The organism is Streptomyces sp. ISL-99 (assembly GCF_018614005.1).
GTDB lineage: Bacteria > Actinomycetota > Actinomycetes > Streptomycetales > Streptomycetaceae > Streptomyces > Streptomyces flavidovirens.
On record NZ_JAGGPC010000043.1, the window covers coordinates 44870 to 64848 of the forward strand.

General features: G+C 69.6%; 18 protein-coding genes. 11 read left to right on the plus strand and 7 right to left on the minus strand.

Annotated elements, in window-relative coordinates; all coding sequences use genetic code 11:
- The first annotated feature begins 249 nt into the window (after nt 1-249).
- The 7 genes from ccrA (at nt 250) to pssA (ending at nt 7973) form a co-directional block, all read left to right on the plus strand.
- The gene (gene ccrA, locus J7E91_RS25345; protein WP_214908587.1) at nt 250-1587 is read left to right on the plus strand and encodes a crotonyl-CoA carboxylase/reductase; all 1338 of its coding nucleotides are present in this window, start codon (nt 250-252) and stop codon (nt 1585-1587) included.
- Nucleotides 1587-3608, plus strand: a complete 2022-nt coding sequence (locus J7E91_RS25350; protein WP_214908589.1) for a protein meaA — start codon at nt 1587-1589, stop codon at nt 3606-3608. The genes ccrA and J7E91_RS25350 overlap by 1 nt, the downstream gene beginning before the upstream one ends.
- A complete protein-coding gene (locus J7E91_RS25355; protein ID WP_214908591.1) occupies nt 3605-4564 on the plus strand; it encodes a CoA ester lyase in 960 nt (319 codons plus the stop codon). The genes J7E91_RS25350 and J7E91_RS25355 overlap by 4 nt, the downstream gene beginning before the upstream one ends.
- Nucleotides 4565-4566: 2 nt before the next feature.
- Nucleotides 4567-5094, plus strand: a complete 528-nt coding sequence (locus tag J7E91_RS25360; protein ID WP_214908593.1) for a MaoC family dehydratase — start codon at nt 4567-4569, stop codon at nt 5092-5094.
- A 2-nt stretch (nt 5095-5096) separates the two neighbouring features.
- Nucleotides 5097-6302, plus strand: coding sequence for an acyl-CoA dehydrogenase family protein (locus J7E91_RS25365; protein WP_214908595.1), 1206 nt, complete (start codon nt 5097-5099; stop codon nt 6300-6302).
- Between the two features lie 170 nt (nt 6303-6472).
- Nucleotides 6473-7129 (plus strand): phosphatidylserine decarboxylase, encoded by a 657-nt coding sequence (locus tag J7E91_RS25370; protein ID WP_028812974.1) that lies wholly within the window; start codon nt 6473-6475, stop codon nt 7127-7129.
- Nucleotides 7116-7973 (plus strand): CDP-diacylglycerol--serine O-phosphatidyltransferase, encoded by an 858-nt coding sequence (pssA, locus tag J7E91_RS25375; RefSeq protein ID WP_251016229.1) that lies wholly within the window; start codon nt 7116-7118, stop codon nt 7971-7973. Before J7E91_RS25370 ends, pssA begins: the two co-directional genes overlap by 14 nt.
- A gap of 80 nt (nt 7974-8053) precedes the next feature.
- Here the strand turns inward: pssA and J7E91_RS25380 are convergent, their stop codons facing one another.
- The 5 genes from J7E91_RS25380 to J7E91_RS25400 are packed head-to-tail and all read right to left on the minus strand — an operon-like array spanning nt 8054 to nt 12860.
- Nucleotides 8054-9331: an ABC transporter substrate-binding protein gene (locus J7E91_RS25380; RefSeq protein WP_214908597.1), complete on the minus strand. Its 1278-nt coding sequence runs from the start codon at nt 9329-9331 to the stop codon at nt 8054-8056.
- Nucleotides 9328-10392: a branched-chain amino acid ABC transporter permease gene (locus tag J7E91_RS25385; RefSeq protein WP_214908599.1), complete on the minus strand. Its 1065-nt coding sequence runs from the start codon at nt 10390-10392 to the stop codon at nt 9328-9330. Before J7E91_RS25385 ends, J7E91_RS25380 begins: the two co-directional genes overlap by 4 nt.
- Complete coding sequence (locus tag J7E91_RS25390) at nt 10385-11275, minus strand: branched-chain amino acid ABC transporter permease (RefSeq protein ID WP_214908600.1); 891 nt, start codon at nt 11273-11275, stop codon at nt 10385-10387. Before J7E91_RS25390 ends, J7E91_RS25385 begins: the two co-directional genes overlap by 8 nt.
- Complete coding sequence (locus J7E91_RS25395) at nt 11272-12054, minus strand: ABC transporter ATP-binding protein (protein WP_214908602.1); 783 nt, start codon at nt 12052-12054, stop codon at nt 11272-11274. Before J7E91_RS25395 ends, J7E91_RS25390 begins: the two co-directional genes overlap by 4 nt.
- A complete protein-coding gene (locus J7E91_RS25400; RefSeq protein ID WP_214908604.1) occupies nt 12051-12860 on the minus strand; it encodes an ABC transporter ATP-binding protein in 810 nt (269 codons plus the stop codon). Before J7E91_RS25400 ends, J7E91_RS25395 begins: the two co-directional genes overlap by 4 nt.
- 179 nt (nt 12861-13039) lie before the next feature.
- Between J7E91_RS25400 and J7E91_RS25405 the strand changes: the two genes are divergently transcribed.
- Both J7E91_RS25405 and J7E91_RS25410 read left to right on the plus strand, forming a co-directional pair.
- Nucleotides 13040-14239 (plus strand): CdaR family transcriptional regulator, encoded by a 1200-nt coding sequence (locus J7E91_RS25405; protein ID WP_028812972.1) that lies wholly within the window; start codon nt 13040-13042, stop codon nt 14237-14239.
- Between the two features lie 89 nt (nt 14240-14328).
- Nucleotides 14329-15525 carry an amidinotransferase gene (locus tag J7E91_RS25410; protein ID WP_251016230.1) on the plus strand — a complete coding sequence of 399 codons (1197 nt, stop codon included), beginning with the start codon at nt 14329-14331 and terminating at the stop codon, nt 15523-15525.
- A gap of 42 nt (nt 15526-15567) precedes the next feature.
- Here the strand turns inward: J7E91_RS25410 and bla are convergent, their stop codons facing one another.
- Complete coding sequence (gene bla / locus J7E91_RS25415; protein WP_214908605.1) at nt 15568-16515, minus strand: class A beta-lactamase; 948 nt, start codon at nt 16513-16515, stop codon at nt 15568-15570.
- Between the two features lie 166 nt (nt 16516-16681).
- On the opposite strand from bla, the gene J7E91_RS25420 reads away from it, so the two are divergent.
- Both J7E91_RS25420 and J7E91_RS25425 read left to right on the plus strand, forming a co-directional pair.
- Nucleotides 16682-17584, plus strand: coding sequence for a LysR family transcriptional regulator (locus tag J7E91_RS25420; protein WP_214908606.1), 903 nt, complete (start codon nt 16682-16684; stop codon nt 17582-17584).
- Nucleotides 17581-18483, plus strand: a complete 903-nt coding sequence (locus tag J7E91_RS25425) for a serine hydrolase (RefSeq protein ID WP_214908607.1) — start codon at nt 17581-17583, stop codon at nt 18481-18483. The genes J7E91_RS25420 and J7E91_RS25425 overlap by 4 nt, the downstream gene beginning before the upstream one ends.
- A 155-nt stretch (nt 18484-18638) precedes the next feature.
- Here the strand turns inward: J7E91_RS25425 and J7E91_RS25430 are convergent, their stop codons facing one another.
- Nucleotides 18639-19772, minus strand: coding sequence for a glycerate kinase (locus tag J7E91_RS25430; RefSeq protein ID WP_214908608.1), 1134 nt, complete (start codon nt 19770-19772; stop codon nt 18639-18641).
- Between the last annotated feature and the right edge of the window lie 207 nt (nt 19773-19979).

A 19979-nucleotide genomic window follows, 5' to 3' on the forward strand; every position in this document is an offset into this window, starting at 1 on the left:
ACGTGGCACGGGGTGTCATACGTTGATGTTGTCCGGGCGGCCGGCGTGCAGTGATCTTTCGTACGCCGGCTGTCCCCGCAAACCCACGTGTTTGTGCGCCCGGGCGCCTGCGTCACAGGCAACCTCCCGCGCTACCCGCGCTGCCGAACACCCGCACCACCGCCGAACCGACGGCACACCTCCACAGCAGCATCCCGTCGTATCCCCTCAAAGCGTTCCCTCAAAAACGCGCTTCGCCGGAGGCACCCCGTGAAGGAAATCCTGGACGCGATCCAGTCGCAGGACAGTTCCGCCGCAGACATCGCCGCGCTGTCCATCCCCGAGTCCTACCGCGCGGTGACCGTGCACAAGGACGAGGCCGAGATGTTCGACGGCGTCGCCAGCCGCGACAAGGACCCGCGCAAGTCCCTGCACGTCGAGGACGTGCCGGTGCCCGAGCTCGGTCCGGGCGAGGCCCTGGTGGCGGTCATGGCCAGCTCGGTGAACTACAACTCCGTCTGGACCTCGATCTTCGAGCCGGTCTCGACCTTCGGGTTCCTGGAGCGGTACGGCAGGCTCAGCGACCTGAGCAAGCGCCACGACCTCCCGTACCACGTCATCGGCTCGGACCTCGCGGGCGTCGTCCTGCGCACCGGCCCCGGCGTGAACGCCTGGAAGCCGGGCGACGAGGTCGTCGCGCACTGCCTGTCCGTCGAGCTGGAGTCGTCCGACGGCCACAACGACACGATGCTCGACCCCGAGCAGCGCATCTGGGGCTTCGAGACGAACTTCGGCGGCCTCGCCGAGATCGCGCTCGTCAAGTCCAACCAGCTGATGCCCAAGCCCGACCACCTCAGCTGGGAGGAGGCGGCGGCCCCCGGCCTGGTCAACTCCACCGCGTACCGCCAGCTCGTCTCGCGCAACGGCGCCGGCATGAAGCAGGGCGACAACGTGCTGATCTGGGGCGCGAGCGGCGGACTCGGTTCGTACGCCACCCAGTTCGCGCTGGCCGGTGGCGCCAACCCCATCTGTGTCGTCTCCAGCGACCAGAAGGCCGACATCTGCCGGTCCATGGGCGCCGAGGCGATCATCGACCGCAACGCCGAGGGCTACAAGTTCTGGAAGGACGAGCACACCCAGGACCCCAAGGAGTGGAAGCGCTTCGGCAAGCGCATCCGCGAGCTGACGGGCGGCGAGGACATCGACATCGTCTTCGAGCACCCCGGCCGTGAGACCTTCGGCGCGAGCGTGTACGTCACCCGCAAGGGCGGCACGATCACCACCTGCGCCTCGACCTCGGGCTACATGCACGAGTACGACAACCGCTACCTGTGGATGTCGCTGAAGCGGATCATCGGCTCGCACTTCGCGAACTACCGCGAGGCGTGGGAGGCCAACCGCCTGATCGCCAAGGGCAAGATCCACCCGACCCTGTCGAAGGTGTACTCGCTGGAGGACACCGGCCAGGCGGCGTACGACGTCCACCGCAACCTGCACCAGGGCAAGGTCGGCGTCCTGGCGCTTGCGCCCCGCGAGGGTCTCGGCGTCCGCAACCAGGAGCTGCGCGAGCAGCACATCGACGCGATCAACCGCTTCAGGAACATCTGATGAGTGAGCGTCGGAAGGACCGGCCCTGGCTCATGCGGACGTACGCCGGTCACTCGACGGCCGAGGCGTCCAACGAGCTGTACCGCAACAACCTCGCCAAGGGCCAGACCGGCCTGTCGGTCGCGTTCGACCTTCCGACGCAGACCGGCTACGACCCCGACCACATCCTCGCCCGCGGCGAGGTCGGCCGGGTCGGGGTCCCGGTCTCCCATCTCGGTGACATGCGGCGCCTGTTCCAGGACATCCCCCTGGAGCAGATGAACACCTCGATGACCATCAACGCCACCGCCATGTGGCTGCTGGCGATGTACCAGGTGGTCGCGGAGGAGCAAGGTCTCGACAAGGAGGCCATCACCAAGCTCCAGGGGACGACGCAGAACGACATCGTCAAGGAGTACCTGTCGCGCGGGACGCACGTCTTCCCGCCGGTGCCGAGCCTGCGCCTGACGACGGACATGATCACCTACACGGTGAACCACATCCCCAAGTGGAACCCGATCAACATCTGCAGCTACCACCTCCAGGAGGCCGGCGCCACGCCGGTCCAGGAGATCGCGTACGCCATGAGCACGGCCATCGCCGTACTCGACGCCGTACGCGACAGCGGGCAGGTTCCGCCGGAGAAGTTCGGGGACGTCGTCGCCCGTATCTCCTTCTTCGTGAACGCGGGCGTCCGCTTCGTCGAGGAGATGTGCAAGATGCGCGCCTTCGGCCGCATCTGGGACAAGGTCACGCGCGAGCGCTATGGCATCGAGAACGACAAGCAGCGCCGCTTCCGCTACGGCGTGCAGGTCAACTCGCTGGGCCTGACCGAGGCCCAGCCGGAGAACAACGTCCAGCGCATCGTCCTCGAAATGCTGGCTGTCACCCTCTCCAAGGACGCCCGCGCCCGCGCCGTGCAGCTCCCCGCCTGGAACGAGGCGCTGGGCCTGCCCCGGCCCTGGGACCAGCAGTGGTCGCTGCGCATCCAGCAGGTGCTCGCGCTGGAGAGCGACCTGCTGGAGTACGAGGACATCTTCGCGGGGTCGCACGTCATCGAGGCCAAGGTGGAGGCGCTGGTCGCCGAGTCCTTCGCCGAGATGGACCGCATCGCGGAGATGGGCGGCGCGATGGCCGCCGTCGAGTCCGGCTACCTCAAGTCGCAGCTGGTCTCCTCGCACGCGGAGCGGCGCGCCCGCATCGAGTCGGGCGAGGAGAAGATCGTCGGCGTCAACTGCTTCGAGTCGACGGCGCCCAGCCCGCTCACTGCGGACCTGGACGGCGCGATCATGACGGTCGACCCGGCCAACGAGGCCCGCGTCGTCGCCAAGCTCCACGAGTGGCGCGACAACCGCGACGAGGCCCGCGCCTCCGAGGCTCTGGCGGCCCTCAAGAAGGCCGCGGCGGGCACCGAGAACCTGATGGGCCCCACCGTCGAGTGCGCCCGCGCGGGCGTCACCACCGGCGAGTGGTCCTGGGCGCTGCGGGACGTCTTCGGCGAGTTCCGCGCGCCGACGGGCGTGAGCAGCGCCCCGGTCGCGGTCACCGCCGAGGCGGGCACCCCGCTCGCCGTCGTACGGGAGAAGGTGGCCCGTACGGCCGACGAGCTCGGCTCGGGGCGGCTGCGTCTGCTGGTCGGCAAGCCCGGCCTGGACGGGCACTCCAACGGCGCCGAGCAGATCGCCGTACGAGCACGTGATGCGGGCTTCGAGGTGGTCTACCAGGGCATCAGGCTGACGCCCGAGCAGATCGTGAGCGCCGCCCTCGCGGAGGACGTGCACTGTGTCGGTCTTTCCATCCTGTCCGGCTCGCACGCCGAGCTGGTGCCGGACGTTCTCGTACGGCTGCGGGAGGCCGGGGCCGCCGACATTCCGGTGATCGCGGGCGGAATCATTCCGCCGGCGGACGCCGCCGCGCTGCGTGCTGCCGGAGTGGCCGCAGTTTTCACCCCTAAGGACTTCGGTATCACGGAGATCATCGGCCGTATCGTCGACGAGATCCGGAAAGCGAACAAGCTCGACCCTCTGGAGGTCTCCGCATGACCGTCAACCGCCTGCGCCCGCGCCGCTCCTGTCTGGCCGTCCCCGGCTCGAACCCGCGCTTCCTCGAGAAGGCCCAGGGCCTGCCCGCGGACCAGGTCTTCCTGGACCTCGAGGACGCCTGCGCGCCGCTCGCCAAGCCGGAGGCCCGGCACACCATCGTGAAGTTCCTCAACGAGGGTGACTGGACGGGCAAGACCAGGGTCGTGCGCGTCAACGACTGGACCACCGAGTGGACGTACCGCGATGTCGTCACGGTGGTGGAGGGCGCGGGTCAGAACCTCGACTGCATCATGCTGCCGAAGGTCCAGGACGCGCAGCAGGTCGTGGCGCTGGACCTCCTGCTGACGCAGATCGAGAAGACGATGGGCTTCGAGGTCGGCAAGATCGGCATCGAGGCGCAGATCGAGAACGCCAAGGGCCTGGTCAACGTCGACGCGATCGCGGCCGCCTCGCCCCGCGTCGAGACGATCATCTTCGGTCCGGCCGACTTCATGGCGTCGATCAACATGAAGTCGCTGGTCGTGGGCGAGCAGCCGCCCGGCTACCCGGCGGACGCCTACCACTACATCCTGATGCGCATCCTGATGGCGGCCCGTACGCACAATCTCCAGGCGATCGACGGTCCCTACCTTCAGATCCGCAACCAGGAGGGCTACCGCGCGGTCGCGCAGCGCGCTGCCGCCCTCGGCTTCGACGGCAAGTGGGTGCTGCACCCGGACCAGGTCGCCGCCGCGAACGAGATCTTCTCGCCGTCGCAGGAGGACTTCGACCACGCGGAGCTGATCCTGGACGCGTACGAGTACTACACCTCCGAGGCGGGCGGCAAGAAGGGCTCCGCGATGCTCGGTGACGAGATGATCGACGAGGCCAGCCGCAAGATGGCGCTCGTCATCTCCGGCAAGGGACGCGCGGCCGGCATGCGGCGCACCTCCAAGTTCGAAGCGCCGGAGGCCTGATCATGCAGTTCGGACGCACTTACGAGGAGTTCGAGGTCGGCGCCGTCTACAAGCACTGGCCCGGAAAGACGGTCACGGAGTACGACGACCATCTCTTCTGCCTGCTGACCATGAACCACCACCCGCTGCACATGGACAGCAACTACGCCGAGAAGACGACCGACTTCGGCAAGAACGTCGTCGTCGGCAACTACATCTACTCGCTGCTGCTCGGCATGTCGGTGCCGGACGTCTCCGGGAAGGCCATCGCCAACCTGGAGGTCGAGTCGCTCAAGCACATCGCGCCGACCTTCCACGGCGACACGATCTACGGCGAGACGACCGTCCTCGACAAGACGCCGTCGAAGTCCAAGAGTGACCGCGGCATCGTCTACGTCGAGACGAAGGGCTACAAGCAGGACGGCACCGTCGTCTGCGTGTTCCGGCGCAAGGTGATGGTCCCGACCGAGACGTACATCAAGGAGCGCGGCGGCGAGCAGCCCGGCCGCCCCGAGCCGCGTGACATTTCAAAGAAGCCCCAGGAGAAGTAGCCATGGCCCGTCTCGCCCAGACCGCCGGTCTGACCGACATCCAGCAGGAAATCCTGGCCACGGTCAGGAACTTCGTCGACAAGGAGATCATCCCGGTCGCGACCGAGCTGGAGCACCGCGACGAGTACCCGACGGAGATCGTCGAGGGTCTCAAGGAGCTCGGACTCTTCGGACTGATGATCCCCGAGGAGTACGGCGGCCTGGGTGAGTCCCTTCTCACATACGCGCTGTGTGTCGAGGAGATAGCTCGTGGCTGGATGAGCGTCTCCGGGATCATCAACACCCACTTCATCGTGGCGTACATGCTCAAGCAGCACGGCACGCAGGAGCAGAAGGACACGTTCCTGCCGCGCATGGCGCTGGGCGAGGTGCGGGGCGCGTTCTCGATGTCGGAGCCGGCGCTGGGCTCGGACGTGTCGGCCATCACGTCGAAGGGCGTGAAGGACGGCGACGAGTACGTCCTCAACGGCCAGAAGATGTGGCTGACGAACGGCGGCTCGTCCACGCTCGTCGCGGTCCTGTGTCGCAGTGACGAGGGTCTCCCCGAGGGCACGGCCCCGCACAAGCAGATGACGACCTTCCTGGTGGAGAAGGAGCCGGGCTTCGGCGAGGTCCGGCCCGGCCTGACCATCCCCGGGAAGATCGACAAGATGGGCTACAAGGGTGTCGACACCACCGAGCTCATCATGGACGGACTGCGCATTCCGGCCAATCGTGTACTCGGCGGGACGACCGGCCGAGGGTTTTACCAAATGATGGACGGCGTCGAGGTCGGCCGCGTGAATGTGGCCGCGCGTGGTTGCGGCGTCGCGCAGCGTGCGTTCGAGCTGGGCGTCTCATATGCCCAGCAACGTCACACTTTCGGAAAGCCGATCGCTCAGCACCAGGCCATTCAGTTCAAGCTGGCCGACATGGCCACCAAGGTCGAGGCCGCGCATGCGATGATGGTGAACGCAGCGCGCAAAAAGGACTCCGGGGAACGAAACGACCTAGAGGCAGGGATGGCGAAGTACCTCGCCTCCGAGTACTGCAAGGAAGTCGTCGAGGACGCCTTCCGTATCCATGGCGGCTACGGGTTCTCGAAGGAGTACGAGATCGAGCGTCTCTACCGTGAGGCGCCGATGCTGCTCATCGGTGAAGGTACCGCCGAGATCCAGAAAATGATCATCGGTCGACGACTCCTCGAAGAGTACCGGTTGCAGGGCTGATTGCCCCTTTCGCGGTGAAATGACCGCGAAAAAGATCACACCCTGTCATCGGCTTCAGGCCGCCGACTCGGCTTCTGGCTTGCCCAGTTGCGCCCCGCAACCGCTACCATCGCCGGTAAGCCGCCGTCCCCCTGTTGCCAGCGCGGCATCATCCGCTACGAAGGTCATCCATGCCCCACAGCCAAACCTCTGCACCACGCGACGGCCTCCTCAAGGGACGCCTTGCTCGCGGAGCATCGCCGTGGCTTCTGCCGACCGTCGCCACTGCGGCGCTCAGCCTCGCCCGGGCCCGCAAGTCCGGCCGCTGGGCCGCTGTCGCCGTGCCCACCACCGCGCTCGCGGCGGGCATGCTGTGGTTCTTCCGCGACCCCGAGCGCGAGATCACTCAGGGCCGGGTCATCTCCCCGGCCGACGGAGTGGTGCAGAGCATCATGCCGTGGAAGGACGGACGTACCCGCGTCGCGATCTTCATGAGCCCGCTGAACGTCCACGTCAACCGTGCCCCCCTCGCGGGCACGGTGACGTCGGTCGAGCACATCCCCGGCGGGTTCGTCCCGGCGTTCAACAAGGAGAGCGAGAACAACGAGCGCGTTGTCTGGCACTTCGACACCGAGCTCGGTGACATCGAGATGATCCAGATCGCCGGTGCCGTCGCGCGCCGCATCGTCCCGTACGTGCCGCAGGGCACGAAGGTCGAGCAGGGCGAGCGCATCGGCCTCATCCGCTTCGGCTCGCGCGTCGACATCTACCTTCCGGAGGGTGTCGAGGTCGATGTCGAGGTCGGCCAGGTCACCACAGCGGGGGTGACTCGAATTGACCGTGACTGATCCTGAGACACAGGCCGGCTGGGTGCCGGAGGCCGAGGACGAGAACACCGACGCCGAGGACATGCCGCTCTCTCTGCGGCTGTCAATAGCGGACACCCTCACCCTCGGCAACGCGACCTGCGGATTCATGGCGGTGTACTTCACCACCACCGGAATCCTCATTCCGCACCTCCAGGGCAGCCAGGAGACCGGCATGGCGCGGCACAGCGCCGCGACCGCCGTGATCCTGATGCTCCTCGCGGCGATCTTCGACCTCTGCGACGGGCTCGTGGCGCGCAAGCTCCGCAGCTCGCCGATGGGCGCCGAGCTGGACAACCTCTCCGACCTGATCAGCTTCGGGCTCGCCCCGGCCTACTTCGTGCTGGTGTACGGAATGGTCGCGGACGACGCCCACCAGCGGGTATCGGCACTGGCGGCGATCGTGGTGCTGCTGGCGGTGGTCCTGCGACTCGCGAGATTCTCCTGCGTGACGATGAAGGACGGCATGTTCCAGGGCATGCCGAGCCCCTTCGGTGCGCTGACGGTCGTCTCGATCGTGCTCCTTGAGCTCCCCTTCATCCCCACGCTGCTCGCCATCATCGGCGTCGCGTGGCTGATGGTGAGCCGGGTCGAGTACCCCAAGCCGCGGGGTGTCCTCGCGGTGGCCATGCTCGCGTGGATCGTGGGCGCGATGGGGCTGCTGGCGGCCTGGGCGTTCGACGCCCCGGGCGGCCAGGTCCTGCTGGCGACCGGCTGCGCGCTCCAGGTCGTCATGGGCGCGGTCATCCCGCTCTTCGCGACCGCGCGGCGCGTGAACACGTTCCGCGACAACCGGCGCGAGGCGCGCGCGGCGCAGCTGCCGTAGGCGTTTGACCGTACGTACGACCGAGGGCCCCGGGGTGACCATCCCCGGGGCCCTCGGTCGTTTCGTCGTTCCCGGGTCCGTCAGCCGCCCACGGTGAAGCTCTTGGCCGCCTCCGACATCTCCGCCTCGCGCACGACCTTCATGCCGCCGGTCACGTTCTTGTCCGGCTGCAGGATGACCGTCTGGCGCGAGGAGGGGGCCTTCGGGTCGGTGAAGTCGTGCGTGGTGCCGAAGCCCGAGTCGTACGCGTTGATCGTCAGCAGGGCCTTGCCGACGCCGTCCCGCGTCAGGTCCTTCGACGTACACGCCTTCTTCAGCGCCTCACCGAAGACCGAGGCGGCCGTCCAGCCGGCCACCACGCCGTCGTCGAGCGCGTCCGAGGGGTACGCCGCCCTGTAGTCGGCGACGAGCTTCCTGGCGGCCGGTGAGTCCGTGCCGATGGGCTGGGTGGGTGAAGCCACGTAGTAGTTCTTCATCAGCGCCGGTCCGGCCTGGGTGTCGAGGAGCTGCGGCGAGAACGCCGAGTTGTTTCCGATGATCGGTGCCTGGAGCTTCACCGCCGCCGCGACGCCGACGAAGGAGGCCGCCTGGCGCGGTCCCGCACTGATGACGACGCCCTTGACCCCGGCCTTCTTGAGCGCGGCGACCTGGGCCGTCATGTCGTTGTCGGTCGGCTTGATCTTCTGCTCGACTACGGTGAGCCCGGCCTGCCCGGCCGCGTACTTGGCCCCCGCCAGGGCGTTCTCGCCGTAGTCGCCCTCGAAGTAGACATGGCCGATCTTGTCGCCCTTCTTGAGGCCCTTGTCCTTCGTCAGGAAGTCGATGGCGTTGATGGTCTCGACGTCGTACGTGTTGCCTATGACGCGGATGTACGGGCTGCCGAGGAGCGAGGCGGACCACGCCTGCGGGATGACGAGGCCCTTGTCCTGGCCGTCGACGCGCTGTTTGACGGCGGCGACGAACGGCGAGCCGATGAACTGGGCGAAGCCGAGGACCTGCGGCGACAGCTCGGTGTAGCCGGAGACGGCCTTCTGCGGGTCGTAGCCGTGGTCGCGCACCACGAGTTCGATCTTGCGGCCGCAGATGCCGCCGTCGGCGTTGGTCTGCTTCGCGTACAGCTGCTGGGCCTGGGTGACGCTCTTGCCGAGTGAGGCGTAGACGCCGGTCATGTCGGTCAGTACACCGAGTTTGATCGTCTTGTCGGTGACGCCCTGACCGGTCTTGACCCCGCCGGCCCCGGCCTGGTCGCCGTTCTTGCCGCCGTCCTTCGCCTTCGAGCTGCACCCGGCGGCGGTCAGCGCGAGCAGGGCCGCGAGGGTGGCGGCGGTGGTTCTGGTGACCTGGGTACGCGTGGTCATTCTGACTCCTCTGGGGTTGTTGACTTGCGCCGGAGGGCCGGCCGCACCAGGCCGCCCGGCAGGAAGAGCACCACGGCGACGATGGCGGCGCCGTAGAGGTACCGGGATGCCTCGCCCGGAGCGACCCCGCCCGTACCGGGGGCGGAGACCAGGGGCAGGGCGTCGCTGTACCGGGTGAGGAGCTGGGGCAGCAGGGAGACGAAGACGGCTCCCACCACCGCTCCCGCGACCGAGCCGAGACCGCCGATGACGATCATGGCGAGGTATTCGAGGGAAAGGATCATGCCGAAGTACTCCGGCACGGTCCGCTGGAAGACGAGCGCGAGCAGGACGCCCGCCAGGCCCGCGTACATGGAGGAGAGCACGAACACCCCGGCCCGGTAGCGGGCCACCGGCACCCCCATGACGCCCGCGGCGATGCGGTGGTCGCGGATGGCGTTCATGGCCCGTCCGGGGCGCCCGCGCAGCACGCCGCGGGCGAAGAGGGCGCAGCCCGCCAGGGCGAGCAGGGCGACGTACCAGAGCTTCTCGGCGGAACCGAAGGGTACGGAGGCCACCAGCAGCTCGCTCTCGTCGAAGGTGATTCCGAAGAGGCTCAGCGGAGGGACGTCGCGGCCGTTGAAGCCGCCGGTCAGGTCGTGCGCGTTGAAGAGGACGTGCTGGCCGATGAAGATCAGCGCGAGGGTGGCGATGCCGAGGTACGCGCCCTGGAGGCGTCCGGCGATGGGGCTGAAGAACCCGCCGGCGACTCCGGCGAGCGCCACGGCGAGTACCGCCGCGAGCCAGCTGGGGAGGTTCAGGCCGGTGAGCTCGCCGGTGGAGTCCCCGGCGAGGACGCAGTAGCCGTACGCGCCGACGGCGAGGAAGAAGGCGTGGCCCATGGAGAGCTGGCCGGTGGCGCCGGTGAGGAGGTTGAGGCCGATGGCGCCGATGGCGGCGGCCATCGCGAAGAGTCCCGCCTGGAGCCAGAACCGGTCGAGGTAGAAGGGCAGCGCGAGGAGCAGGACCGCTCCGGCGGTCCACAGCGCGAGGCGGCGGATCCGCTGGGTGGGTTCAGACACGGGCCAGCTCCTTCGTACCGAAGAGGCCGGCCGGGCGGACCAGCAGGACGGCGACCATCACCAGGTAAGGCGCCAGGTCGCCGATGCCGCGGCCGAGGAAGGTCAGGTCGCTCTGGTAACCGGTGGCGAGCGATTCGGTGATGCCGACGAGCAACCCGCCGACGAGGGCTCCGGTGGTGGAGTCGAGGCCGCCGAGGATCGCGGCGGGGAAGGCCTTCATCGCGGCGAGCGAGGTGGAGCGTTCGAGGCCCGGTGTCGGGAAGACCGTCAGGAAGAGCGCGGCGACGGCGGCGAGTCCGCCCGCCACCGCCCAGGCGCCGAGGGAGACCCGGCCGAGGCGTACGCCCATCAGCGCGGCGGTCTCGGAGTTCTCCGCCGCGGCGCGCATCGCCACGCCCCAGGAGGTGAAGCGGAACGCCAGCAGGAAGACCGTGATGAGCAGTCCCGCGACGACGAACGCGGCGATCCGGGTGTGCGCCACGGTCACCCCGCCGAAGGTGAGGACGGAGTCGCCCCACGGGTCGCCCAGGGCGAGCACGTCGGTGCCGATGCGCCGGGTCAGCTCGGTGGTGAGCAGGATGTCGACGCCGATGGTGACGATGGCCAGCACGCTGTGGTTGGAACCCCGGTAGCGGCGCATCACGAGGAATTCGACTCCGGCGCCGACGGCGGCGGCCCCGCCGATCCCGGCGAGCAGCGCGAGCCAGAAGCCGATGTCGTCGTGCAGCACGGCGGTGACGTAGCCGCCGGCGAGCAGCAGTGAGGCGTGGGCGAAGTTGACGACCTCGGTGGCGCGGAAGATCACCACGAAGCCGAGGGCGATCAGGGCGTAGACGGAACCGATCGAGATCCCGTTGAGGAGCAGTTCGGCGAAGGTGGTCATGAGGTGGCCTCCTCTCCGAGGTAGGCGCGGACGACGGCGGGGTCCGACTGGACGGAGGCGGGCGTCCCGTCGGCGATCAGCCGCCCGAAGTCGAGGACGGTCACGGAGTCGGCGAGCCGCATCACCACCCCCATGTCGTGCTCGACCAGCACGATGGAGATGCCGAGGCTGTCCCGTACGCCCGCGACGACGGCGGCGGTGGCCCGGCGTTCCCCGGCGGTCATTCCGGCGACCGGTTCGTCGAGCAGCAGCAGCTTGGGCTCCATGCACAGGGCGCGGGCCAGCTCGGCGAGCTTCTGCTGCCCGTACGGCAAGGTGCCCGCCGGCCGGGCGAGTTGGTCTTCGAGCCCGACGAAGGCGGCGATCTCGCGGACGCGCTCGCGGTGCCTCGCCTCCTCCCGTACGGCCGAGGGCAGCCTCAGGCCCGACGCGACGAAGCCGGTGCGGGTCAGCCGGTGGCGGCCGAGCATCAGGCTGTCCTCGACGGTGGCGCCGGGTGGCAGGGCGAGGTTCTGGAAGGTCCTGGCGATGCCGAGGTCCGCGATGCGGTGGGGTGGCAGGCCGGTCAGCTCCTCACCGCCGAAGCGGACGCTGCCCGCGGTGGCCCGGTACACGCCGGAAAGGACGTTGAAACAGGTGGACTTGCCGGCGCCGTTGGGTCCGATGACGGCGTGCACGGTCGCGGGCCGTACGGTGAAGCCGATGGCGTCCAGTGCGGTCAGGCCGGCGAACCGTACCGTCAGGTCCCGCACTTCGAGGGTCGCCTCCGCGGTGGTCATCGTCCCTCCCAGACGCTGAGGGTGCGGTGGGCGCTCACGGCCTCGGAGGCGTCGGCCGCGGCCTCGTCGTCGACGACGCCGAGGTAGCGGCGGCGTACCTCGTCGGAGGCGGCGAGTTCACCGGCGGGCCCGGACAGTACGACCTCGCCCACGTCGAGTACGTACGCGTGCGAGGCGAGACGCAGCGCGATGGCCGCGTTCTGTTCGACCAGCAGTACGGCCGTGCCCTGCGCGTTGATCTCGGTGATCGTCTCGGCGATCCGCCGGGCCATCAGCGGGGCGAGCCCGAGCGAGGGCTCGTCGAGCAGCAGCAGCTTCGGTCCGGCCATCAGCGCCCTGGCGACCGCGAGCATCTGCTGCTCGCCGCCGGACAGCAGGCCGGCCCGCTGCCCGGCGCGGTCGGCCAGTACGGGGAACAGCTCGTGGACCCGGCGCAGCGCGGCGGCCTGCGCCGCGCGGTTGCCGGTGGAGCCGAGGGCGCCCGCGCGCAGATTGTCGGCGACGGTCATGCGCGCGAACACCTGGCGCCCTTCCGGGACCTGGCACAGCCCGGCGGCGACCACCCGGTCGGGTGACAGGCCGGTCAGCGCACGGCCGCCGAAGGCGACCGTGCCCCCGGTGACCGCTCCGCCGTGAAACGACAGCGTGCGGGAGATGGCGCGCAGGAGCGTGGACTTGCCCGCTCCGTTGCTGCCCAGTACGGCGACCACGGACCCTTCGGGCAGCGTGAGCGACACGTGTCGCAGCGCCCACACGGGTCCGTATCCCGCCGACAGATCCCGTATTTCCAGTGCGGCGCCGGCCATGGCACCCCTTCCTCGGGCCGTTCGGTGGCGCTCACCTCAGCATCGGCGAGGCCTGCCGTCCACGGGTGGCGGCACAAGCGCTGCCGGTGACCAGCCACACCCGCGACTGGTTGTGCACGCGCACAACACCGCGTGTCAGGGGGCTGTCACGGGGGCCCGGCTCGTGACACGCTCCGGCCATGAGTGGCCGCAGAGCACGGACGGGGCACGACTGGGCGGTGCTGACCGAGGCATGCACGGCGCTGCTCGACCGGCTGCCGGACCTGGTGGACCAGCACCTGCGCGAGTTGCACGCGCACTCGCCGCTGTACACGCGGGTCCTGTCGCAGGACCAGCACTGGCAGGAGACGGAGAAGGCGATGCGGATCGGCATCGAGGCGATCTCCGCGCCGAAGTCGCAGCCGCGCCGCGATCTGGAGTACGCGGAGTGGACCGGCCGGCGGCGGGCCCAGCAGGGCTTTCCGCTGGAGTTGCTGGTGCACTCCTACCGGCAGGCGGGCTATTTGATCTGGGACGCGCTGCTTGAGGGCGCGGAGGGCGGCGGTCCGGAGAAGCTGGCGGTGCTGATGCGGGCGGCGACGACGGTGTTCGCGGCGGTGGACGCGGAGACGGCGACCGCGTCGGAGGCGTACCGCGCGACCGAGGCCGAGCTGCGCCACCGTACGGACGAACGGCTCCAGGCCCTGCTCGACGCCCTGCTGGAGGGCAAGGACTCACCGGGCCTCGCGGCTCGCGCGGCGGCCGGTCTCGACCTGCCGGAGCAGGGACGGTACGCGGTGGTGGTGCTGCGGCTGGAGCGGCGGGACGGGCGCGAGCCCTTCCACCGGCGCATCCAGGGCGCTGGGATGCGGTTCATCTGGCGGATGCGTACGGACTGTGAGGTGGGGGTCGTCTCGCTGGGCGAGGACACGACGCCGGCCGCCCTGTCGGAGCTGCTCGCCGCGCGCTGTCCGGGTCCGGGCGGCATCAGCCCGGTGGTGGAAGGTCTCGCGGCTCTGGGCCGGGCCCGGCGGCTGGCGGACCTGGCCCTGCGGACCTGCGCGCCGGACGCCACCGGGATCGTACGGCTCGACGAGCGGATGCCGACGGCCTTCGTGGTGAGCCAGCCGGAGCTGGCGGAGCGGCTGGTGGCGGACGTGTTCGGCAACCTGATGGGGCTGGACCCGGCGGACCGGGTGGTGCTGCTGGAGACGCTGGACGCGTGGCTGTCCTGCGAGGGGTCGGCGGGGCGGACGGCGGGGCGGCTCTACTGCCACCGCAACACGGTGTTCAACCGGCTGCGCAGGCTTGAACAGCTGACGTCCCGTTCGCTGTCCCGGCCGCGCGATCTGATCGAGATGACGCTGGCTCTTGACGCGTTCCGGCTGTCCGGCGCGTGATGTGTGGTGTGGCAGCTCCGCCGCACCACCTTGAGTGAAGCATTGGATACAGTGAGTTAACGATTTTCTGCGATGGAGAGGGGCTGACCATGGCGGCAGTGCAGAGGCCCGGCATTCCGACGACGGCGGACGACGATGCCCATACGCGGCCTGTGGACTACGCCTTGTCGGCGCCATCGGTCACGACGGACAACGCCACGGAACCGCTCGTTTCGCCGGTCAATTCGCACAATGAGTGGGACCCGCTGGAGGAGATCATCGTCGGCCGCCTCGATGGCGCGACGATCCCCTCCAACCATCCGGTCGTCGCCTGCAACATCCCACCCTGGGCGGCGCGGTTGCAGGGACTTGCCGCGGGCGTCAGGTACCCGCGCATGCTGATCGAGCCGGCGCAGCAGGAGCTCGATCAGTTCATTACGCTCCTGCAGTCCCTCGGCATCACGGTCACGCGCCCGGACGTGGTCGACCACAGGCAACGCTTCGCCACCCCCGACTGGTCGTCGCGCGGTTTTTGCAACACCTGTCCGCGTGACAGCATGCTCGTGATCGGCGACGAGATCATCGAGACCCCGATGGCATGGCCGTGCCGGTATTTCGAGACCCACTCCTATCGCGCGCTCCTCAAGGACTACTTCCGGCGCGGCGCGCGCTGGACGGCGGCGCCGAAGCCGCAGCTCACTGACGAACTGTTCGAGGCGGATTTCCGTATCCCCGAGGCCGGCGACCCCATGCGCTACATCCTCACCGAGTTCGAGCCGGTTTTCGACGCGGCGGATTTCGTACGCGCGGGACGCGACCTGTTCGTCACGCGGAGCAACGTCACCAACCGCATGGGCATCGACTGGTTGCGCCGCCATCTCGGACCCGGGTATCGCATCCACGAGATCGAGAGCCGCTGCCGCACGCCCATGCACATCGACACGACGTTCCTCTTGCTCGCGCCCGGCAAGGTACTGGTCAATCCCGAATACATCGACGTCGACCGCCTGCCCGACGTCCTGAGCTCGTGGGACGTCCTGATCGCCCCGCAGCCCAACCCGATCGACGAGCGCTTGCTCAAGATGACCTCGATGTGCGGCAAGTGGCTCAGCATGAACCTGCTCATGGTCGACGAAAAGCGGGTGATCGCGGAGCGGCACCACACCGACATGCTGCGCGCGCTGGAAAAGTGGGGGTTCGAGCCGATCCCGTGCGACCTGCTGCACTACGCGCCGTTCGGCGGCTCGTTCCACTGCGCGACGCTCGATGTCCGGCGTCGCGGCACACTCGAATCGTATTTCGATTGATCCGCCACCGATCGTAAGTACCAGCCGGGCACGGCGTCTTGGCTACGACAGCGTGCCGGCGACGACGGATGCCGCTTCCGCGATCAGTTGGTTGTCGTGGTCGGCGTCTTTTTCGCTGCGGTTCGACATGATCGCCACGACGATGGGAGCGGCGTCGGGGGGCCACACCACGGCGATGTCGTTGCGGGCGCCGTAGGTGCTGCCGGTTCCCGTCTTGTCGCCGACCACCCAGTCCTTGGGCATCCCGGCCCTGATGACCTCGGCTCCGGTGGTGTTGGTCCGCAGCCACTTCGTGAGCTGCGCGCGTTCGCCCTTGCCGAGGACGTCTCCGAGAACGAACGCGCGCAGGTCGCCGGCCAGCGCGCGCGGCGTGGTCGTGTCACGCGTGGAGCGTGGGTCCCATTCACTGAGCTGCGGCTCGCGGCGCTCCATCCGGGTGACGTCGTCGCCCAGCTCTTCGAGTACGGCGTCCATGCCCCGGGGGCCGCCCAGTTGGTCCAGGAGGAGGTTGGCCGCGGTGTTGTCGCTGAAGCGGACGGCGGCGTCGCACAGCGCCCGCAGGCTCATCCCGGTCTCGACGTGCTTCTCGGCCACCGGGGAGTTGGCGATCAGATCGTCCCTGGAGTACTTGATCACCCGGCCCATGCCGCTCGGGGAGTACTCGCGCAGCACGGCGCCGGCGGCAAGCGCCTTGAAGGTGGAGGCGTAGGGGAACCGCTCGCCATCGTTGTAGGCCACCTCGCGCCCGGTGCCGGTGTCGACGGCGTAGACACCCAGCCGCGCGTCGAACTTGCTCTCAAGTTCCTTCAGTTCGCGGGCGAAAGGCCTCGCAGCCGCAACCGGCCTCGTCGTCTCCTTCTGCGGCGCGGACGCAGCGGGAGACGGAGGCGATGAGGCCGAGGAATCGCCTTGGCCGCAGGCGGCGAGCGGGACGAGGGAGAGCGTGGCAAGGGCACCAAGAACGGCGCGCCGGGCATGACTGTGCTGCATGGTTCAAACCTCCAGGACGCCCCGCACCGGGGGCGCATGGGGGACGGAGCGACACGGCCCGTCCCGTACGTGGTGGTGGCTGCTGGGATCACCCTCGCGCCCGGGCGGTCATGCGGTCCAATACGCTCACGCGTTGTTCCATGCCGAACTGGCATAGAGTCAGGCTGTGGATCTGGTGGGAGCGTGTCGCGCGTTCGTGAGCGTCAGCGAGTACGGCGGTTTCACCGTCGGGGCGGCCGCTGCCCGGATGTCCCAGTCGGTGGCCAGCCGTCGCGTCGCCGCCCTGGAGGAACGCTTCGGTGAGCCGTTGTTCGAGCGCACGTCGCGGCGGGCCGTCCTCACCCCCTTCGGCCGGGACATGCTGCCGGCGGCCAGGCAGCTCGTGCAGGCGGCCGATGTGCTGCTGCACGAGGCGGAAGCCGCCAAGCGCAAGCCGTGGCGGCTCGCGGTGCCCGGCATCTGCTCCACGGCCGGTCTCGCCCGCCTCGTCGCCGAGGCACGAGGGCACGGTGTCACCCTCGACCTCCGTGTCGCGGCGCCCGCGCAGCGCATGGAGCTCATCCACTCGCAGCAGGTGCGTGCCGCCTTGCTCGCGGTGCCCGCGGACGAGGCGACGTGGTCGGTGCCGCTCGGGCTTGCCGGTGCCCAGGATCCGGGCGTGAAGCGCGTCTACCTCGAAACGCTGCGGTTGGGACGAGCCTCCCCCGGCCCGGCCCGCCGTATCTGGATCCAGCCGGAGGACGCCGTGCCACACGTCCGCGACCCGCTGACGCGGCTGCGCGACGCGGTGGGCCTGCGGCCCGCACAGCTCGTCGCCGGGGCCGACCTGACGAGCGCCGCGGCAGAAGTCCTCTGCACCCGCGACCTGTTGCTGTGCTCCCCCGCACAGGCTGAGGCACTCGCCCTGAGCTGGCGGCCCATCGGTGAGACCACGCTCAGCCGGGGGTACGCCCTCGCGGTCGCCGCGGACCGCAATCCGCAGCACATCGAAGCGCGCCTGGGAGACGCCGTCGCCCGCTGCCTCGGCGCGGGAACCCGGGCGGGCACGGCGCGGGGGGCGGCGGCGTGAGCACCGAGGCACTGCTTCGCGACCTGCGCCGGCAGTTGCTCGACGGCGGTCTGCACGGCTGCCTGCTCGTGCGGGATCTGCACACGGGGGAAGAGCTGGGGATCGAGCCGGACACTCAGCTCCCCGCCGCTTCCCTGGTCAAGGTCCCGCTCGCGCTGGCGACGGCAGAGCGCATCCGACGGGGCGAGCTCGACGGAGCGACGATGCTCGACGTACGACCCGGCCGGATCACCACGCCCGGCCCCACCGGCCTGAGCCGCTTCCGCCACCCCGCCCGGATCGCGATCGACGACCTGCTCTACCTGAGCATCTGTGTGAGTGACGGGACGGCTGCCGACGCGCTGTTCGACCTCACCCCGCCCGCCCGGGTCGCCGACATCCTCCACGAGCTCGGCCTGCGCGGCCTCACCGTCCGGCACAGCATGCGGGAGCTGTCCGACACCCCGGTGGAACGCTTCGATGCCGCCCAGGCCCATCTCGCCCACGCCCTCGCCATCGAGGCGGGCACCAGCGGCCGGGGACATCGGGTGCCGCAGCTCGACACCACCCGCGCCAACACCGGCAGCGCACGCGCCTACGTCGAACTGCTGCAAGCCCTGTGGACACCCTCGAAGGTCGACCCGGAAGTGGCCGGGCGCGTGCGCGGCCTCATGGCGCACAACCTGATCCGGCACCGGCTCGCCCCGGACTTCAGCTCCGACGCCACCACCTGGTCCTCCAAGACCGGCACTCTGCTCAACCTCCGCCACGAGATCGGTGTCGTCGAGCACTCCGACGGTCATGCCTTCGCCATCGCCGTCCTCACCGAGTCACTCGTTCCGGCGGGCACCCAGCCCGGCGCCGACGCCCTCATGGCGCAGGTCGCCCGCAGTCTGCGTGACCACCTTCGGCAGCTCTAGCATCCCGGGCCGGAGCTGCTCGTCAGCGACGGCGGGCCTTGGGGCGCGGCTCGGAAGCTGGGCCGCGCCCCGGAAATCAAGCCGTCCGGCGATTGAGGACAACGCGCCCCGCAGGGCACGCGGTCCCCCGCCACCGCCACCCGCCCCCGGTGCCGTCAGGTCAGGAAGTCGCGGGCGATGTTCTCGGCCACTCGTTCCAGCAGCGGGCCCGCCTGGGCCATCGAGCGGGCCGGGTCCGGCTCCAGGTCGGCCAGGGCGTACGCGCGGCGGATGCCGGCCGCCCCGAGGACCTCCGGGGGGAGGGCCAGGCGGCCGCAGACCGCGATGACCTCGACGTTCTTGGCGCGCGCCGCCGCCGCCACACCCGCCGGCGCCTTGCCGTGCAGGGTCTGGGCGTCGAGCGAGCCCTCACCCGTGATGACGAGGGTCGCGCGGGACAGCGCCTCGGCGAATCCGAGGACGTCCAGCATCACCTCGATGCCGGGCCGGAAGCTCGCGCCGAGCGCGATCAGCGCGCCGTACCCGATGCCGCCCGCCGCACCCGCGCCGGGCGAGTCGGCGTACTGCGGCCCGAGTACGGAGGCGTAGTGGTCCAGGGCCGCGTCGAGCGTGGCCACGTCCTCCTCGCTGGCGCCCTTTTGCGGTCCGTACACCGCCGCCGCGCCCTTCGGCCCGGTCAGCGGGTTGTCGACGTCGCTGGCCAGGACCAGGTCCACGTCGGTGAGACGCGGGTCCAGGCCGGACAGGTCGGCCGTCGCCAGGTCGCGCAGAGCCCCGCCGCCAGGACCGACCGGTTCGCCCGCCGCGTCCAGGAAGCGCGCGCCGAGCGCGGCCAGCATGCCCGCGCCGCCGTCGGTGGTGGCGCTGCCGCCGACGCCGAAGACGATCGTGCGGGCGCCCGCGTCGAGTGCGGCGCGCAGCAGCTCGCCGGAGCCGTACGTCGTCGCGGTGAGCGGCGCGAATACACCCTCGGGGAGGTGCTGGAGGCCCGAGGCCTCCGCCATTTCGACCACGGCGGTGCCGTCGCGCAGCGCGAACGCCGCCGTGAGCTGCTCGCCGAGGGGTCCGGTGACCCGTACCTCCCGGCGCTCGAACCCGGCCGCGACCGCCGCGGCCACCGTGCCGTCGCCGCCGTCGGCGACAGGCAGTGCCTCGACGCTTACGCCGGGGACGACCCGCCGCAGCCCGGCCGTCACCCGCTCCGCGACCTGCACGGCCGTGAGCGAGCCCTTGAACTTGTCCGCCGCGACGAGCACGCGGGCGGTCTCAGTTACTGCTCCGTCCGTCACCTTGCTATCCCTTGCTTTCGAACAGGCAGTCGCGCCGCCCCGACCTTATCCGCAGGAAGGGGCCCCTGCCCATGGGCGTCCGGCGTGGCCCGGCTCCCCCGAACGGCACGCCAACCAGACTTGTCATCTTTTTACGCCCATAGTGGGTCGCCATGCGTACCGACCCGATCGAACAGGTTCACCCCATCGGCGGCGGCCGGAGTGGAG

Coding starts and splice junctions, on each gene's coding strand:
- J7E91_RS25350 (WP_214908589.1), top strand. CDS start 1,587: ATGAGTGAGCGTCGGAAGGACCGGCCCTGGCTCATGCGGACGTACGCC.
- J7E91_RS25355 (WP_214908591.1), top strand. CDS start 3,605: ATGACCGTCAACCGCCTGCGCCCGCGCCGCTCCTGTCTGGCCGTCCCC.
- J7E91_RS25360 (WP_214908593.1), top strand. CDS start 4,567: ATGCAGTTCGGACGCACTTACGAGGAGTTCGAGGTCGGCGCCGTCTAC.
- J7E91_RS25365 (WP_214908595.1), top strand. CDS start 5,097: ATGGCCCGTCTCGCCCAGACCGCCGGTCTGACCGACATCCAGCAGGAA.
- J7E91_RS25370 (WP_028812974.1), top strand. CDS start 6,473: ATGCCCCACAGCCAAACCTCTGCACCACGCGACGGCCTCCTCAAGGGA.
- J7E91_RS25380 (WP_214908597.1), bottom strand. CDS start 9,331: ATGACCACGCGTACCCAGGTCACCAGAACCACCGCCGCCACCCTCGCG.
- J7E91_RS25390 (WP_214908600.1), bottom strand. CDS start 11,275: ATGACCACCTTCGCCGAACTGCTCCTCAACGGGATCTCGATCGGTTCC.
- J7E91_RS25395 (WP_214908602.1), bottom strand. CDS start 12,054: ATGACCACCGCGGAGGCGACCCTCGAAGTGCGGGACCTGACGGTACGG.
- J7E91_RS25400 (WP_214908604.1), bottom strand. CDS start 12,860: ATGGCCGGCGCCGCACTGGAAATACGGGATCTGTCGGCGGGATACGGA.
- J7E91_RS25405 (WP_028812972.1), top strand. CDS start 13,040: ATGAGTGGCCGCAGAGCACGGACGGGGCACGACTGGGCGGTGCTGACC.
- J7E91_RS25410 (WP_251016230.1), top strand. CDS start 14,329: ATGGCGGCAGTGCAGAGGCCCGGCATTCCGACGACGGCGGACGACGAT.
- bla (WP_214908605.1), bottom strand. CDS start 16,515: ATGCAGCACAGTCATGCCCGGCGCGCCGTTCTTGGTGCCCTTGCCACG.